The sequence below is a fragment of the Aurantiacibacter xanthus genome (assembly GCF_003584015.1).
Classification (GTDB): domain Bacteria; phylum Pseudomonadota; class Alphaproteobacteria; order Sphingomonadales; family Sphingomonadaceae; genus Alteraurantiacibacter; species Alteraurantiacibacter xanthus.
The window spans coordinates 1-14831 of the sequence record NZ_QXFM01000001.1 but is presented as its reverse complement, the minus strand read 5'-3'; the positions used below and the strand labels follow the sequence as shown (position 1 = coordinate 14831).

Sequence of the window (14831 nt, the reverse complement as noted above, 5' to 3'; positions counted from 1 at the left end):
ACCGCTGTCGACCACCACCGACACGCCGTCGAGCGTCAGCGAGGTCTCGGCAATGCTGGTGGCGAGCACGATGCGCCGCCGCCCCTCGCCATCGCGCCGGATCGCCGCGCGCTGGGCGGCGGGCTCGATCTGCCCGTGCAGCGGCAGCACCGGCGTGTTCGGGAGCTTTTCGCTGAGCCGTTCGCGCAGCCGCTCGATCTCGCCCACGCCGGGGAGGAAGGCGAGAATATCGCCCTGCTCCTCGCGCCAGGCTTCGAGCACGGCCGAGGCCATCGCCTCATCGAGCCGTTTCTCCGGCGCGGCGCCGAGCCAGCGGAGCGCCAGCGGATAGGCTTTGCCCGCGCTCTCGATCACAGGCGCGCCCTCGCCCAGAAGCTCGGCGAAGCGGGTGCCGTCGATGGTGGCGGACATCACGCACAGCCGCAGGTCCTCGCGCAGGACGCCCTGCGTTTCGAGCGCCAGCGCAAGGCCGAGGTCGCTGTCGAGGTGGCGTTCGTGCGCTTCGTCGAACAGCAGGCAGGAGACGCCCGCAAGCTCCTGATCATCCAGCAATCTGTTGACCAGAATGGCCTCGGTGACGACCAGAATGCGGGTCGCCTTCGACTGCTTGGAATCGAGCCGGGTCAGGTAGCCAACACGGTGCCCGACCTCCTCGCCAAGCAGTTGCGCGATCCGCTCGGCAGCAGCGCGCGCGGCGACCCGGCGCGGCGAGGTGAGGATAATCTGGCCGGTGCACCAGGGCTCATCGAGCAGCGCGGGGGCGACGGCGGTGGTCTTGCCCGCGCCCGGCGGCGCGATCAGGACCGCGCCTGGCCGCTCGCGCAGGGCGGCGAGCAGCTCGGGCAGGACGGCCTCGATGGGGAGTGCCTCAGGCACCCGCAAATCCCCGCTCGTGCTGAGCTTGTCGAAGCACTGCCTTTCCTTTCGGACCAAGGCTCTAAAGAGGAAAGCGCCCCTTCGACAAGCTCAGGGTGAGCGGTAGGGTTTCTAGTATCCCCGGCTAACCGCGAACTGCGCCGCCTCGACCATCGCCCGGCGCGCCTTGCTGTCGGGGAACATCGCCAGCGCATCGCAGGCCTTCTGCGCAAAGTGCCGCGCCCGCTCGCGGGTGGCGGAGATACAGTCATGCCGCCCGATCAGTTCGACCGCATGGGCGAGATCCTCGTCGGTATCGCGGAAACCGGCGATGGCCTCCTCCCAGAACTGACGCTCTTCCGGCGTGCCGCGCGCATAGGCGAGGATCACCGGCAGGGTCATCTTGCCCTCGCGGAAATCGTCGCCCCGGTCCTTGCCCATTTCGGCGGCATCCGAATCGTAGTCGATCGCGTCGTCGATCAGCTGGAACGCCACCCCGAGGTTGCGGCCATAGTCATCCAAAGCACGCTCGGCGGCCTCGTCCTTCTCGGCCACGACAGCGGCGATCCGGCTGGCGGCGGCAAACAGCGCCGCCGTCTTCGCACCGATGATGCCGAGATAGCGGTCCTCGCTGGTCTCGATCTTGCGCTGGGCGGTCAGCTGGTCGACCTCGCCCTGCGCAATCGTGGCGCTGGCGCTGGAGAGGATTTTCAGCACCTTGAGGCTGCCATCCTCGACCATCAGCTCGAACGCGCGGCTGAACAGGAAATCGCCCACCAGCACCGTGGCCGGGTTGCCGAACACGATATTCGCCGCTTCCTTGCCGCGGCGCGTCTCGCTGCCATCGACGACGTCGTCGTGCAGCAGGGTGGCGGTGTGGATGAACTCCACCGCAGCGGCGAGCAGGTGATGGCGGGTGCCCTCGTAACCAAGCAGCTCCGCCCCCGCGAGCGTCAGCATCGGGCGCATCCGCTTGCCTCCCCCTGCGATCAGGTGCCCGGCAAGCGCCGGAATCAGCGGAATTTCGCTCTGCATGCGTTGCAGGATGATCTGGTTGACCGAATTCATCGCCGTCGCCGTCAGCGACAGAATCGGGCTCAGGCTCGGCTCGTCAGCGCCGATGGCGCGCTTGATCGGGACCACGTTATCACTCATGCGCCCCAGATGGAGAACCGACACACGCTTGGCAAGCGGCCAATTCTCGCCCAAGAGGGCCGGCGATGACCGAGCCCGTCGAACAGCCAGAATACGAGACGCACAAGATGGCCACTACCGCCCCGCCCACCGACACGGTTCTGGACGGCTTCCGCAAAAGCATCGACAACATCGATGCCGCGCTGATCCACATGCTGGCCGAGCGGTTCCGTATCACGCAGGCCGTGGGCGAGTACAAGGCGAAGACCCAGCTTCCCCCTGCCGATCCCAACCGCGAGGCGCGCCAGATCGAACGGCTGCGCAAGCTCGCCATCGAGGCCGATCTCGATCCCGAGTTCTCGGAGAAGTTCATCCGCTTCGTGATCGACGAGGTGATCCGCCACCACCGCAAGGCGCGCGGCGAATAAGCTCAGGCGCGCGGGAGCCGCAGTTCCACGAGCAGCCCGCCCAGATCCTCGCTTTCGCCGAGGCTGACCTCGCCGCCGTAAATTCCGGCCACATCGCGCACGATGGCAAGCCCCAGCCCGGTGCCCGGCTTCTCGGTATCGAGCCGCGCGCCGCGTTCGAAGATCGACACCCGCTTTTCTTCCGGAATGCCGGTGCCATCGTCCTCGATCCAGATCGCGCAAAGCGGATCGACAGGACGCGGATCGACCGTGACGAACACCGAACCGCCACCATATTTGGCCGCATTCTCGATCAGGTTGCCGAGCAGTTCGTCCAGATCCTGCCGTTCGAGCGACACGGCAGCAGCGGAATTGCCCGCCACATCGAGCCGTACCTCGGGGTAAAGCGTGCGCACCGCCCGCTCCACGGCGCTGGCACTGTCCATCACCACACTGCGTGAGTGGCCGCTGGCGCGCCGCCCCACCGCGCGGGCACGGGCGAGATGATGGTCGACCTGCCGCTGCATGCTCGCCGCCTCGCGCAGCACGATGTCGTCGAGCCCCGGATCGTGTGCACGCGCGGCGTTGTTGAGCACCGTGAGCGGGGTCTTCAGCGCATGGGCAAGGTTGCCCGCATGGGTGCGCGCCTCCTCGGCCTGCTTCTGCGAGTGGTCGAGCAGCGCGTTCAGCTCCTGCACCATCGGCTGCACTTCGAGCGGCAGCGGCTCGGTCACCCGGTTCGAGCCCGCCTGACGGATCGAGGCAATCGCCCGGCGGATGCGGCGCAGCGGCGAAAGGCCGTACCAGGTCTGTGCCACGGCCATCAGGAACAGGCCCACGCCCAGCACCGCAAACGACCAGCCAAGCAGCGCGCGGATCGAGTTGAGCTGACTGTCCAGTTCCTCGCGCGATCCGGCGACCACGAACTGCCACCGCGTATCCGAGCCCGGAATCTGCACGGTGCGCTGCACCAGCCGCAGGCTTTCGTCGGGGAACTGGTCCGAATCGTAGAACACCGGATTTTCGGCATCGACATTCTCGTCGATGGCGAGCGTGCGATCCCACAAGGAGCGCGAGAAGTAGTTCACCGCGCCGTTGCCGTTGATCTGGTAGTAGAAGCCCGAGTTCGGCTCCAGAAAGCGCTGGTCGGCGAGCGGACGATTGAACCACACGTCGCCGTAGGGGTCGATCTCGGCTGACGAAATCATCGCCGTCAGCGGCAGTTCGAGCTGTTCGTCGAACTGCTGGGAAAGCAACTGCGTCAGCGCCCGATCGAGCGCGAAGCCACCAATCGCCAGCAACACGACAATCCACACCGCCGCGATGATCATCATCCGGCGCGCGATCGAGCCAGTGTTGCGCGTTTCCATGTCGGACGCGAGTTCGCCCGCGGGCGCTTCCTCGGCGCTCACGTCAGCGGGGGCCGCACCCTCCTCATCGACGCTATTCGCGAGCGCCTGCGGAGGGGTCGTCGAGGCTGTAACCGAGGCCACGGATCGTTGTGATTACCTCTGCGCCGAGCTTCTTGCGGATGCGCGTGACGAACACCTCGATGGTGTTCGAATCGCGGTCGAAATCCTGATCGTAGATATGCTCGATCAGTTCGGTACGGCTGACCACCTTGCCCTTGTGGTGCATCAGGTAGCTCAGCAGCTTGTATTCCTGCGCGGTCAGCTTGACCGGCTCTCCGGCGCGGGTGACACGGCCCGAGCGGGTATCGAGCCGCACCTCCCCGGCAGTCAGCTCCGAGGAAGCATTGCCCGAGGCGCGCCGGATCAGCGCGCGCAGGCGGGCGATCAGCTCCTCGGTCTGGAACGGTTTCGCCAGATAGTCGTCGGCACCGGCGTCGAGCCCGGCCACCTTGTCGGACCACGAATCGCGCGCGGTCAGCACCAGCACGGGGAACTTGCGCCCCTCCTTGCGCCACATGCCGAGCACGGTCAGCCCGTCGATCTCGGGCAGGCCGAGGTCGAGCACCACGGCGTCATATTCCTCGGTCGAGCCGAGGAAATGGCCGTCTTCTCCATCGGTCGACAGGTCGACCGCATAGCCGTTCTGCTCCAGCGTGTTCTTGAGCTGCTGGCCCAGTGTCGGTTCGTCTTCCACGATCAGGATGCGCATTGATACCCCTTCGCAAACATCTGCACCCGTGCTTGGGCGAATGTCATGAACGCGTCAACCAAGGCTAAGGTTTCCGGCGCGCGGATCAGCGCTGTTCGCGCAGCACCCGGCCTGAACGCGGATCGGCATCGACGAACAGCAGCCGCCCATCCTTGATGAACTTGAGCCGGTAGATCGCGGCCACACCGTCATACTCGAAGGTCAGATACTCGAACCCCTGCCGTTCGTAGCGCGGCACGATGCGCTGTTCGATAGCGCGGATCGGCAGGTTGCGCCCGGCCTGCATTTCGGCACGGGCGCTCGCCTGATCGTCGGCCTGAAGGCGTGACGGCACGGGCTGCGCGGCGGCTGGAACTGCCAGCACCGCACCAGCCAGCGCGAGCGCCGATGCAGCGGCAAAAGCAGAAATGCGGGGAGCAAAGGCGGTCATCATCACGGGTTCTGCCTAAGTCATGGGCATTGAACAAGGAGTGAATGCCGCGCTTTGCCCACAGCAAGCCTGGCTGTTGCCCTATTGCTCCAGCGCGTACTTCACGGTTAGCGTGACCTGCGTGGCCACCTGGCCGGGGCGCGTGGGGGTTGCCGCAGGCGGCGCACCGGCGGACGATTGCAACGCGACCCGGTCGTACATCGGCGTGCCATAGTCGAGCGTCTCTTCCACCGCCAGCAGACGGGCCGAGCCGAACCCGGCCATGCGGGCATAGTCCTCTGCCTGCTTGCGAGCCTTTGCAAAGGCACCTTCGCGAGCGGTCTGTTTTGCGCTGCTGTCGTCGACAATCGCCCACATCGGGCCGTTGAGGTTGGTCGCGCCCGCAGCCACCAGCGCATCGAGCACCGGCCCGATCCGGTCGAGATCGCGCAGTTCGAGCGTGACCGTATTGGTCGCCTCATAGCCCATGAACTGCGGCGGCTGGTTATTGCTGTAGTCGTACTGCGGGTTAAGCGTGATGCCGCTGGTCTGCACGCGGTTGGCGGGCACGCCGAGGCTGGTCACCTGCGCCAGCACGCGCTCCATCTGAGCGGCGTTGGCCTGCATCGCCTGCACTGCGGTCGCACCGCGCGTGGTGACGCCAGCGTTGATAGTGGCCTTGTCGGGATCGGACAGAACCTGCTGCGATACCTGCAATTCAACCACCGGGCCCTGCGAGCTGATCGCCACATCGGCGGCAGCGGCAGGCGAGGCGGCAAGCGGCCCTGTGGCAGCAAGCGCAGCAGATGCGGCAAGAGCGGAGATGGAAAGACGCGACATGTAATAACTCCATGAATGAATGACCGGCTGTTTCGGGCACCGCCGATTTCCGCTTCCTGAACGCGCGTGGAGCTTGTCAGGTCCGCGCCGCCTCACTAGGTCGCGCCGATCATGGCAGAACCTCCTATTCTCTCCTGGGAAGGCCTTGGCCTCCAGCAAGGCGGCGGCTGGCTGTTCGGCAACCCGGCGCAGGGGGACGGCCTCGACCTCCACATTGGCCCGCGCGACCGGCTCGCGCTGATCGGCCGCAACGGTGCGGGCAAGACCACGCTGCTCAAGCTGATCACCGGCGAGATCGAGGCCGACCGCGGCCTGCGCAAGATCAAGCCCGGCACCAACATCGTGTGGCTCGAACAAGAGCCCGACTTCACCGGCTGCGCCACCCTGATGGACTTCGCGCTCAGCGGCGAGAATGCGCCTGCCGAATACGAGGTCGAGGCGATTGCCGGCCAGCTCGGGATCGACATGGGCCGCGAGGCAGCCACCGCCAGCGGCGGCGAGAAGCGCCGCGCCGCCATCGCTCGCGCGCTGGCGATGGACCCTGACCTGCTGCTGCTCGACGAGCCGACCAACCACCTCGACCTTGCCGCCATCGACTGGCTCGAAGACTGGCTCACACGCTTTCGCGGTGCCTTCATCGTCATCAGCCACGACCGCACCTTTTTGAAGCGGCTGACCAACGCCACCCTGTGGCTCGACCGGGGCAACATGCGGCGCAAGGATGTCGGCTTCGGCGGCTATGAGGCGTGGGAAGAGCAGGTCTATGCCGAGGAGGCGCGCAATGCCGCGCGCATGGACGCCAAGCTCAAGATCGAGGCGCACTGGCTCGAACGCGGCGTGACCGCGCGGCGTAAGCGCAACATGGGGCGGCTCGAAAAGCTGTGGCAGATGCGCGCGGCCCGCGCCGCGATGATCCAGCCGACCGGCACCGCCAAGATCGCGCTCGGCAGCGATGCGGAGTTCAAGTCGAAGTCGGTGATCGTGGCCGAGGATATCTCGAAGACCTATGGCGAGCGCACGGTCATCAAGCCGTTCTCGCTGCGCATCCAGCGCGGCGACCGGATCGGCGTGGTCGGTGCGAACGGTGCGGGCAAGACCACGCTGCTCAAGATGCTCACCGGCGAGCTGGAGCCCGACAGCGGCACTGTCACCCATGCCAACACGCTCTCGGGCGTGATGATCGACCAGCAGCGCAAGCTGCTCGACCCGCAGAAAAGCGTGCGCGACGTGCTCGCCGAGGGCGGCGACTGGGTCGATGTGCGCGGCACCCGCAAGCACGTGCAGGGCTATCTCAAGGAGTTCCTGTTCGATCCTTCGGTGGTCGATGCGAAGATCGGCACCTTCTCGGGCGGCGAACGCTCGCGCATCCTGCTGGCGCGCGAATTCTCGCGCACCTCGAACCTGCTGGTGCTCGACGAGCCGACCAACGACCTCGACCTCGAAACGCTCGACCTGCTGCAAGAGGTGATCGCGGACTACGACGGCACCGTTCTGATCGTCAGCCACGACCGCGACTTCCTCGACCGCACCGTCACCGTGACGCTCGGGCTCGACGGCAGCGGCACGGTCGATATCGTGGCGGGCGGCTATGAAGACTGGCAGGCCCAGCGCAAGGCGCGGGCGAAGGCTCCGGCGAAGAAGGCGGCTGACAGCGCTCCGCCCCCATCTCCGCCGCCGCCTGCCCCGGCCTCGAACAAGCTCAGCTACAAGGACCAGCGCGACTACGAGCAGCTGCCCGCGCGAATCGAGGAACTCGACCGCCTGATCGCCAATGGCGAGGCCGCGCTGGGCGATCCCGAGCTATACGCGCGCGATCCCGGCAAGTTCGAGCGCATCTCCAAATCGCTCGAACTTGCCCGCACCGAAAAGGACGAGGCAGAGATGCGCTGGCTGGAACTGGCCGAGCAGGTCGAGGGCTAGAGTTGCGCGCGGCACGAAATTAGCGCTTACCCGCAATTAACCATTTATCGACACGCCCCCTCCACCAACTTGCGGTTTAAGGGGCTAATGGGTCTGAATTCCTCTTCAGCAGCGCTGCGCAGTGAGGCTGCTTTTGGCAGCCTTGCCAGCATGGGCGCGCGCAAGCTGAAGAAGAAGCCCGTCCTTGTCGTCGACCCCGATGAGCTGGCGCAGGCCTTCCAGATGTTCCAGCAAGGCGCTGCCGAGCAACTGGAAGACTACGAACCCGAGCAGCGCCCGCGCGCCACCGTCAGTCTGTTCGGCCTCGCACCGATGTCGGAGGATGACGAGGATGACCTGTTCGCGCAGGATCTCGCTCCGTTCAACGACGACGACGAAGACCAGATCGTCGAGGCTGAACCGCCCGCCCCCGAACAGGTGCTGGCGCTGACCCGGCCGCGCGAACCCCGCGAACCCAGGACCATGGCTCCGCGCGGCACCATGTTCGGCACCCTGCCCGATTCGCCGATGGTGCCGCCCAGCGAGCCGATGCCCATACGCAAGAGCGCGCCAGAACGCCCTCGACTGGTGCGCGGCTACGACGACATTGCCCCCGGATTCTCGCACCGCGAGCCGGTGCGGTCGGCCCCGAAACCGCAGGAGACGACACGCGCCCCCGCGCTGTCGCCGGTCAGCGACGAGGCGGTGGCGTCGGTGATCCTGTTCGACGAGGACGAGGCCCCGCGCCCTGCCCCCGAGCCAATCGCACCCGCGCCGTCCGCCCAGAGCAACCTGCGCGCGCGGCTCGTGCGCGACGATGTGAGCCTGGCGCAGCCCGAACCCTCGCTGTGGCAACAGATCGCGGCGTTGTTCAAACGTTGGTATGCGGCGCTGACGGGCCGCTAGAGCCGGACAGCAGAGCGCCCACTCGCAAAGCCCTTCCCCTCTGGGGAAGGGTTGGGATGGGGGTTCCACGCCAGCCCGCGTCGAGCCCCCACCCCCAGCCCCAGCCTCTCCCCGAGGGGAGGGGAGCAAGGTGGATCAGGACAATGTCATCGGACTCCAAGCCTCAGCGCAGGCGGTAAAAATCCGCCACCCGGTCCAATGCCAGTCGCAACACCAGCTTGCCCGAACGCGCGGGCCAGGCCAGCGCCTTTTCCGCCACCGGCAACGTCTCACCCGCGCAGACCACCCGCCACAGCACGTCCTCCAGCCCCCGCCCGGCGGCCTTCATCGCGCCATCGAAGCGGTGGCGCGCGGCGATCTGCTTTTCCCCCTGCTCCAGCCCGCGCTCGCCGGTCGACTTCACCCGCACCGGGTCCCACCGCATGGTGATCGACGGCGCGACCTGTGCCCGCTCATAGTCGCCTCGCAATGCTTCTCCGGCAGCGAACAGCCGGTCGTCGAGATGACCATGGGCGTGCAGCCAGCCCAGCGGGCTTTCGGCAAGGTTCACGGTGACGCTGCGCCGCCTGCGCGAAATGCCGCCGCCCCTGCGGCCATGGCGCGGCCCTTCCTCGGTCAGCTCGCGTTCCACCAGTTCGCGCGGCATCGACATATGTGTTCTCCCCATGATTGCGAAGGCAGCGGCTTGCCAGCAGCGGTACGATGTAGGAAAGAAGAAAAACCGATTTGGTTATGTTGGAGCCTTCAGCGGTGATCAATCGCATCCGTGCCATCCGCAAGCAGAAAGGCCTGACGCTGGCCGAAGTCGCCGAGGCCTGCGATCCGCCGACCACCGCGCAGACCATCGGTCGGCTCGAAACCGGCATGCGCAACCTCTCGCTGGTGTGGATGAACCGCATCGGCGCGGCGCTCGGCGTCGACCCGGAAACGCTGGTGAAGGGCGAGGAGCAGCCCGCGCCGCAGGTGGTCGCCCGCCTCACCGACACCGGCCCTGAAGGCCTCACCGCTCCGCGCGATGCGATCCTGCCGACAGAACTGGTCGATGGCGGCGCGCTGATCTGCCTCGTCGTCGAATACAGCCAGGGCGAATACCGCAGCGGCGACCAGCTATGGATGCGCAAGGTCGACCCCGAGGACTCCCACGCCCTCATGAACCGCGACGTGCTCGCGCCCCGCTCGGGTGGCCGTTTCGCCTTCGGGCGGCTGATCGACCGCAAGGGCAGCTTTGTCGGCCTGTTGCCGCCCGGCAGCGGGCAGCGGCAAATCGTGATCGACGGGCCGCCCTGGCTCGCCGTGGCCGAAATGCTGGTACGGAAACTGTAACGGAGCCCGGACGATGAAGCGCGTCCTCTCGCTTGCCACGCTTTATCCCAACGCGCAGCAGCCGCGCTTTGGCACCTTCGTGGCCCGCCAGATGGAGGCGCTCGCCGCGCGCGGGGACTGGGAAGTGACCATCATCAACCCGATCGGCGTGCCGCCGGTGCCGATGGGCCGCTATCGCGCGCTGGCGCAGGCGGCCAAGTCGGGCCACGAGGGCGGTGTCGAGGTGTTCCGCCCCCGGTTCACCCTGATCCCCTCGGTCGGCGGACCGTTCAACCCGGCGATGATCGTGCGCGCGGCCCTGCCCATCGCCCGGCGGCTGCACGCCCGCGCACCGTTCGATCTGGTCGATGCGCAGTTCTTCTATCCCGACGGCCCCGCCGCCGCCCGCATCGCCGAAGACCTCGGCCTGCCGCTCAGCATCAAGGCGCGCGGGGCGGATATCTCGCACTGGGGCAAGAAGGCCTATGCCAACCGCAAGATGCGCGCCGCTGCCGAACAGGCCTCGGGCCTGCTGGCCGTGTGCGACATGCTGGCCAACGACATGGCGGACATCGGCCTCCCACGCGACAAGATCACCGTCCATTACACCGGGCTCGACCGCAGCCTGTTCCGCCCGCTCAATCGGGCCGAGAGCCGGACCTATCTGGCCAGCCATTTCGGCATCACGCTCGATCCGGGCGCGCGGCTGGTGGCCAGCATTGGCGCGCTGATACCGCGCAAGGGACAGCACTTCGTGATCCGCGCTCTGGCGCAGTTGCCCGACACCCATCTGGCGCTGGTCGGCATCGGACCGGATCGCGCCGCCCTGGCCGAGCTGGCGCAGGAGCTGGGCCTGACAGAGCGGGTCCATTTCCTCGGCTCGCTCGGCCACGGCGACCTGCCGCGCGTGCTTTCGGCAGCGGACGCAACCGCGCTGCCGTCAGCCAGCGAGGGTCTGGCCAATGCCTGGGTCGAATCGCTCGCCTGCGGCACGCCGCTGGTGATCACCGATGTCGGCGGTGCGCGAGAGATCCTGAGCGCCGATGTCAGTCCGGCAGGCAGGATCGTCGCGCGCGATGCCGATGCGATTGCACAGGCGCTAGGGCAGCTGTTCGCCGAGGCGACCCCGCCCGCAGTGGTGAGCCAGAGCGCCGCACGCTTCAGCTGGGAGGCCAATGCCGCCGCACTGGCCTCCTACTACGAGCGGCTGATCGCCTAGACTTCGCCGCGCGCCTTGCGTTCCTGCCGGTCTGCGCTGGTCTCGGTCGGGACGAAGCTGTCGCTGTTCACGCCGAGCCAGATCAGGATCGGCGCGGCCATATAGACCGACGAATAGGTGCCGACGAAAATACCCAGCGTGATCGCGGCGACAAGGCCGAACAGGCTGGCCGGGCCGAACAGCAGCAGCGGAATAAGCGCGACCAGCAGCGTGAGCGAGGTCATCACCGTGCGCGCCAGCGTCTCGTTGACCGACAGGTCGAGCAGCTCGAACATCGGCATCTTGCGATACTTCTTCAGGTTCTCGCGAATACGGTCGTAGACCACGATGGTGTCGTTCAGCGAATAGCCGATGATCGCCAGGATCGCGGCGATGATCTGGAGCGAGAACTCCATCTGCAACAGTGCGAACATGCCCATCGTCAGCGACACGTCGTGGAACAGCGCGAACAGCGCGCCGACACCGAACTGCCATTCGAACCGGATCCAGATGTAGATCGAAATCGCCAGCATCGCGAACAGCAGCGCGTAGAGCGCAGTGTTGCGGAACTCGCCCGAGACCTTGCCCGAAACCGAATCGACGCCGTCGATCACCACGTCCGGGTGTTCTGCCCGCATCGCATTGGTGATTTCTTCCGACATGCGGTTGGCGAAGCCGGGATCGCCCTCGGCCTCGTCGAGCAGACGGACGCGGATCGAGACCTGATTGGGCTGACCGAAGCGCTGGATGGTGGGATTCTCCACCGTAGGCAGCGCGCTGATCGCGTCGCGCAATTCAGCCACGGGGGCTTCAGTCTCGCCGACGAAGGTGGCGCGGATTTCCTGCCCACCGGCAAAGTCGACGCCGTAGTTGAGGCCCTTGGTGAACACGAGTGCCCAGCTTGCCGCAATCAGCAGGCAGGAGATCACGTAAAAGGGCACCCGCCACTTGAGGAAGTGGATGTTGGTGTCGTCGGGGACGAGTTTCAGAAGGCGCATTGTCTCTCCCCTCAAATGTGGATTTCAGAAGGCTTGCTGCGCAGCCAGCCCGCCACCCACATCCGGGTTAGCGTCACGGCGGTGAACACGCTGGTGAACAGGCCGATAATCAGAACCACGGCAAAGCCGCGCACCGGGCCCGAGCCGAAGGCAAACAGCAGGACACCGGCGATGAAGTTGGTGGCGTTGGCGTCGTAAATGGCGCGGCTCGCCTCGCGGTAGCCGGTCTCCACCGCGTTGAACACGCGCCGCCCTCGCTTTCTCTCCTCGCGGATACGCTCGTTGATCAGCACGTTGGCGTCGACCGCCGCGCCGATGGTGAGCACGAAACCGGCAATGCCGGGCAAGGTCAGCGTGGTGTTCATCAGCGCCATGATCCCGAGGATCATCAGCACGTTGATGACCAGAGCGAAGGTCGCATAGACGCCGAAGCGGCCATAGGTGAGGACCATCAGCAGCACGACCAGCAACGAGCCGATGCCCATCGCCATCATGCCACGGTTGATCGAATCGGCACCCAGATCGGGGCCGACCGTGCGCTCTTCCACCACCGACAGATCGACCGGCAGTGCGCCCGAGCGCAGCTGGATCGCCAGCTGGTTGGCGCTTTCGGCGGTGAAGCCGCCCGAGATGCGTGCCGAACCGCCGATGATCGGCTCGTTGATGTTGGGGGCGGACAGCACCTCGTCATCGAGGATGATGGCGAAGGGCTTGTTGACGTTCTCGCTGGTGAGCTTGGCAAAGCGAGCGCCGCCGGTCGGGTCGAACTGGATCGTGACCACGTTCTCGTTGGTCTGCGGATCGACCGTGCCCTGTGCGCCGGTCAGCGTATCGCCGCGAATGCCGCCAAGGCGGCGCACCGCGATCTTGCGGCCTTCGTAGTCGCTGCCCGGAGCGCCTTCGAGGATCTGGCTTCCCGGAGGGGCAATGCCCTGCTCGATGTCGGAGGGCAGCGCATTGGTGTCGACCAGCTTGAATTCGAGATTGGCGGTCTGGCCGAGCAGTTCCTTCAGCGCAGCCGGGTCTTCGAGGCCGGGCACCTGCACCACGATGCGGTTGTCGCCCTGGCGAATAATGGTCGGTTCGCGCGTGCCGAGCGCGTCGATGCGGCGGCGGACCACCTCAGTGGCCGAATCCATCGCATTGCTGACGGCCTGTTCGAGACCCTGCGCAGTGGGCGTGAGGATGAAGCGGTTGCCATCGTTCACCGCCAGATCCCACTCGCGGGTCAGGCCCGAACCGTTGATCAGCGGCAGCAGCTGCTCGCGCGCGGCATCGACCTGCGAGGCATCTTCCAGCATGAACGACAGACGGCCATTGGCGGTGGAGATATCGCCGATGCGGATGCGCGGTTCGGCATCGCGCAGGGCGGACCGCACCGATTCCTCCAGCGACTCCAGCCGCTGCGCCGCCACCTGCGAAGACTGCGCCTCAAGCAGGATATGGCTGCCGCCGGCAAGGTCCAGCCCGAGATTAACCTCCGGGTCGGGCAGGCTCGACGGCCACCGCACCCCCGAAAGCGAAGCAATCGAAGGAACCGCGGCCAGCATCACCACGAGGGCAAGCCCCCACAAGGACAGGCGTTTCCAGAGGGGAAAATCGAGCATGGCTTATCCGACCCGTAATATCAGTCGTTGGCAGGTTTGGCGCCGGGCGGAACGATGTCGCCCAGCGTGCTCTTGACGACCTTGATCCGCACGCCCTGTGCGATTTCGAGATCGACGTAGTCGTCGTCGACGCGCACGACCTTGCCGATCACGCCGCCGGCGGTGACGACCTGATCGTTCTTCTTCACGCCCGCGATCTTGTTGGCGTGGTCCTTCTGCCGCTTCATCTGCGGGCGGAAGATCAGGAACCAGAAGATCACGATCATGCCGACGATCGGCAGGAACTGCACCCAACCGGGAGGCGAGGAACCGGCAGCGCCGGCGGCAAGAATATCAAGCATAGGATCGGCCCAATAACAGCACGAATGAACAGATTGGCGCCGGAAGAGGTGGTGTCGCCCGGCCGCGGCGCAAGCAACTGCACCCTCTCCGGTGCGTGGCAGCCGCGCCTAGCAGCAATGCCAAGGGCTGGCAATCAGGCCAAATTTGCCGGGACGGACGGGCAACTGTGTGAATTGCCAATCGAGCCGCTTGCCATGTCGCAGAGCCTTGCCTATAGGCGCGCTTCCACTGGCATCGGGACGTGGCGCAGTCTGGTAGCGCACTATACTGGGGGTGTAGGGGTCGCTGGTTCGAATCCAGTCGTCCCGACCAGTGGAAAATCCCCCTCATCGCCATATCCGCACCCTTCTCTCCCCTCACAAGGTCGCGTGCGATTGCGGTTGCGCCGCGCAAATAGCGGGCGCGCGAAGAAACCCCCGGCCTTCGCCGGAGGCCCCGTCGTTGAGTCGCCCCGCCTTTACCGGGCAACCTCGATGCTGGTTCTGCCACGCGGGCCGAAGCCGGATGCGGCCTCATCGCTGCCGTCCGTGACGACCAGCTTGACCCACAGGCTATCGCCCTGTGCGAAGTAAGCGGTCTCGTCGGAGGCTCGCAGCGCGGCAAGGCTGGCTTTGCGCGCACCTTCGCGGGCGGCCTTGAAGCCGGGCAACTCGAAGATCACCCATGCGCCGGGGTCCATCTCGCGCAAGGATAGAGACAGTTCGGGCCTTGCGGTCTCCACCTTCACCTCTGCACCGCTGCGAATGGTGGTTTCGCCGGAATAGGCAAGCTGCCTGCCGTTGCGGCTGAGGACCACCGGCTCGGGTGCAGGAC

16 protein-coding genes and 1 tRNA gene are annotated in these 14831 nt (G+C 66.2%); 6 read left to right on the top strand and 11 right to left on the bottom strand.

The genetic code is table 11. The features are described from left to right. Both D2V17_RS00085 and D2V17_RS00080 read right to left on the bottom strand, forming a co-directional pair. Positions 1-876: DEAD/DEAH box helicase (locus tag D2V17_RS00085; protein WP_119591114.1), on the bottom strand; the 876-nt coding region annotated here is incomplete at its 3' end. A 111-nt stretch (positions 877-987) separates the two neighbouring features. Further along, positions 988-2010: a polyprenyl synthetase family protein gene (locus tag D2V17_RS00080; RefSeq protein WP_119591113.1), complete on the bottom strand. Its 1023-nt coding sequence runs from the start codon at positions 2008-2010 to the stop codon at positions 988-990. Between the two features lie 107 nt (positions 2011-2117). On the opposite strand from D2V17_RS00080, the gene D2V17_RS00075 reads away from it, so the two are divergent. Beyond that, positions 2118-2417: a chorismate mutase gene (locus D2V17_RS00075; RefSeq protein WP_119591112.1), complete on the top strand. Its 300-nt coding sequence runs from the start codon at positions 2118-2120 to the stop codon at positions 2415-2417. Between the two features lie 2 nt (positions 2418-2419). Here D2V17_RS00075 and D2V17_RS00070 read toward each other — a convergent pair whose 3' ends face one another. The 4 genes from D2V17_RS00070 to D2V17_RS00055 all read right to left on the bottom strand — a co-directional run bounded on the left by D2V17_RS00070 (position 2420) and on the right by D2V17_RS00055 (position 5766). Beyond that, positions 2420-3889, bottom strand: coding sequence for a sensor histidine kinase (locus D2V17_RS00070; protein WP_425453595.1), 1470 nt, complete (start codon positions 3887-3889; stop codon positions 2420-2422). Next, entirely contained in the window at positions 3840-4517 is a 678-nt protein-coding gene (locus D2V17_RS00065) for a response regulator transcription factor (RefSeq protein WP_119591107.1), read from the bottom strand. The genes D2V17_RS00070 and D2V17_RS00065 overlap by 50 nt, the downstream gene beginning before the upstream one ends. 85 nt (positions 4518-4602) lie before the next feature. Then, entirely contained in the window at positions 4603-4947 is a 345-nt protein-coding gene (locus D2V17_RS00060; RefSeq protein WP_119591110.1) for a hypothetical protein, read from the bottom strand. A gap of 81 nt (positions 4948-5028) precedes the next feature. Next, positions 5029-5766, bottom strand: a complete 738-nt coding sequence (locus D2V17_RS00055; RefSeq protein ID WP_119591106.1) for an SIMPL domain-containing protein — start codon at positions 5764-5766, stop codon at positions 5029-5031. 111 nt (positions 5767-5877) lie between these two features. Between D2V17_RS00055 and D2V17_RS00050 the strand changes: the two genes are divergently transcribed. After that, complete coding sequence (locus D2V17_RS00050) at positions 5878-7686, top strand: ABC-F family ATP-binding cassette domain-containing protein (RefSeq protein WP_119591105.1); 1809 nt, start codon at positions 5878-5880, stop codon at positions 7684-7686. Between the two features lie 87 nt (positions 7687-7773). Continuing rightward, positions 7774-8571 carry a hypothetical protein gene (locus tag D2V17_RS00045; protein WP_147367131.1) on the top strand — a complete coding sequence of 266 codons (798 nt, stop codon included), beginning with the start codon at positions 7774-7776 and terminating at the stop codon, positions 8569-8571. A gap of 163 nt (positions 8572-8734) precedes the next feature. On the opposite strand, the gene D2V17_RS00040 is transcribed toward D2V17_RS00045, so the two are convergent. Next, positions 8735-9217 carry a DUF6456 domain-containing protein gene (locus D2V17_RS00040; protein WP_119591109.1) on the bottom strand — a complete coding sequence of 161 codons (483 nt, stop codon included), beginning with the start codon at positions 9215-9217 and terminating at the stop codon, positions 8735-8737. Between the two features lie 104 nt (positions 9218-9321). On the opposite strand from D2V17_RS00040, the gene D2V17_RS00035 reads away from it, so the two are divergent. Further along, positions 9322-9894, top strand: a complete 573-nt coding sequence (locus tag D2V17_RS00035) for a helix-turn-helix domain-containing protein (protein WP_119591108.1) — start codon at positions 9322-9324, stop codon at positions 9892-9894. Between the two features lie 13 nt (positions 9895-9907). Next, entirely contained in the window at positions 9908-11092 is a 1185-nt protein-coding gene (locus tag D2V17_RS00030) for a glycosyltransferase (RefSeq protein ID WP_119591103.1), read from the top strand. Here D2V17_RS00030 and secF read toward each other — a convergent pair. The 3 genes from secF to yajC are packed head-to-tail and all read right to left on the bottom strand — an operon-like array spanning position 11089 to position 14017. Beyond that, positions 11089-12069 carry a protein translocase subunit SecF gene (secF, locus tag D2V17_RS00025; RefSeq protein ID WP_119591102.1) on the bottom strand — a complete coding sequence of 327 codons (981 nt, stop codon included), beginning with the start codon at positions 12067-12069 and terminating at the stop codon, positions 11089-11091. The genes D2V17_RS00030 and secF overlap by 4 nt on opposite strands. A gap of 11 nt (positions 12070-12080) precedes the next feature. After that, positions 12081-13676 (bottom strand): protein translocase subunit SecD, encoded by a 1596-nt coding sequence (gene secD / locus D2V17_RS00020; protein WP_119591101.1) that lies wholly within the window; start codon positions 13674-13676, stop codon positions 12081-12083. Positions 13677-13696: 20 nt separating this feature from the next. Then, positions 13697-14017: a preprotein translocase subunit YajC gene (yajC, locus tag D2V17_RS00015; protein ID WP_119591100.1), complete on the bottom strand. Its 321-nt coding sequence runs from the start codon at positions 14015-14017 to the stop codon at positions 13697-13699. 236 nt (positions 14018-14253) lie between these two features. On the opposite strand from yajC, the gene D2V17_RS00010 reads away from it, so the two are divergent. After that, positions 14254-14330, top strand: a tRNA-Pro gene (locus D2V17_RS00010). Between the two features lie 145 nt (positions 14331-14475). Here the strand turns inward: D2V17_RS00010 and D2V17_RS21100 are convergent. Further along, on the bottom strand, positions 14476-14831 hold a 356-nt coding region (locus D2V17_RS21100; RefSeq protein ID WP_191228998.1), incomplete at its 5' end, for a hypothetical protein.

Coding starts and splice junctions, on each gene's coding strand:
- D2V17_RS00050 (WP_119591105.1), top strand. CDS start 5,878: ATGGCAGAACCTCCTATTCTCTCCTGGGAAGGCCTTGGCCTCCAGCAA.
- D2V17_RS00080 (WP_119591113.1), bottom strand. CDS start 2,010: ATGAGTGATAACGTGGTCCCGATCAAGCGCGCCATCGGCGCTGACGAG.
- D2V17_RS00055 (WP_119591106.1), bottom strand. CDS start 5,766: ATGTCGCGTCTTTCCATCTCCGCTCTTGCCGCATCTGCTGCGCTTGCT.
- secF (WP_119591102.1), bottom strand. CDS start 12,069: ATGCGCCTTCTGAAACTCGTCCCCGACGACACCAACATCCACTTCCTC.
- D2V17_RS00065 (WP_119591107.1), bottom strand. CDS start 4,517: ATGCGCATCCTGATCGTGGAAGACGAACCGACACTGGGCCAGCAGCTC.
- D2V17_RS00075 (WP_119591112.1), top strand. CDS start 2,118: ATGGCCACTACCGCCCCGCCCACCGACACGGTTCTGGACGGCTTCCGC.
- yajC (WP_119591100.1), bottom strand. CDS start 14,017: ATGCTTGATATTCTTGCCGCCGGCGCTGCCGGTTCCTCGCCTCCCGGT.
- D2V17_RS00060 (WP_119591110.1), bottom strand. CDS start 4,947: ATGACCGCCTTTGCTCCCCGCATTTCTGCTTTTGCCGCTGCATCGGCG.
- D2V17_RS00045 (WP_147367131.1), top strand. CDS start 7,774: ATGGGTCTGAATTCCTCTTCAGCAGCGCTGCGCAGTGAGGCTGCTTTT.
- secD (WP_119591101.1), bottom strand. CDS start 13,676: ATGCTCGATTTTCCCCTCTGGAAACGCCTGTCCTTGTGGGGGCTTGCC.
- D2V17_RS00040 (WP_119591109.1), bottom strand. CDS start 9,217: ATGCCGCGCGAACTGGTGGAACGCGAGCTGACCGAGGAAGGGCCGCGC.
- D2V17_RS00030 (WP_119591103.1), top strand. CDS start 9,908: ATGAAGCGCGTCCTCTCGCTTGCCACGCTTTATCCCAACGCGCAGCAG.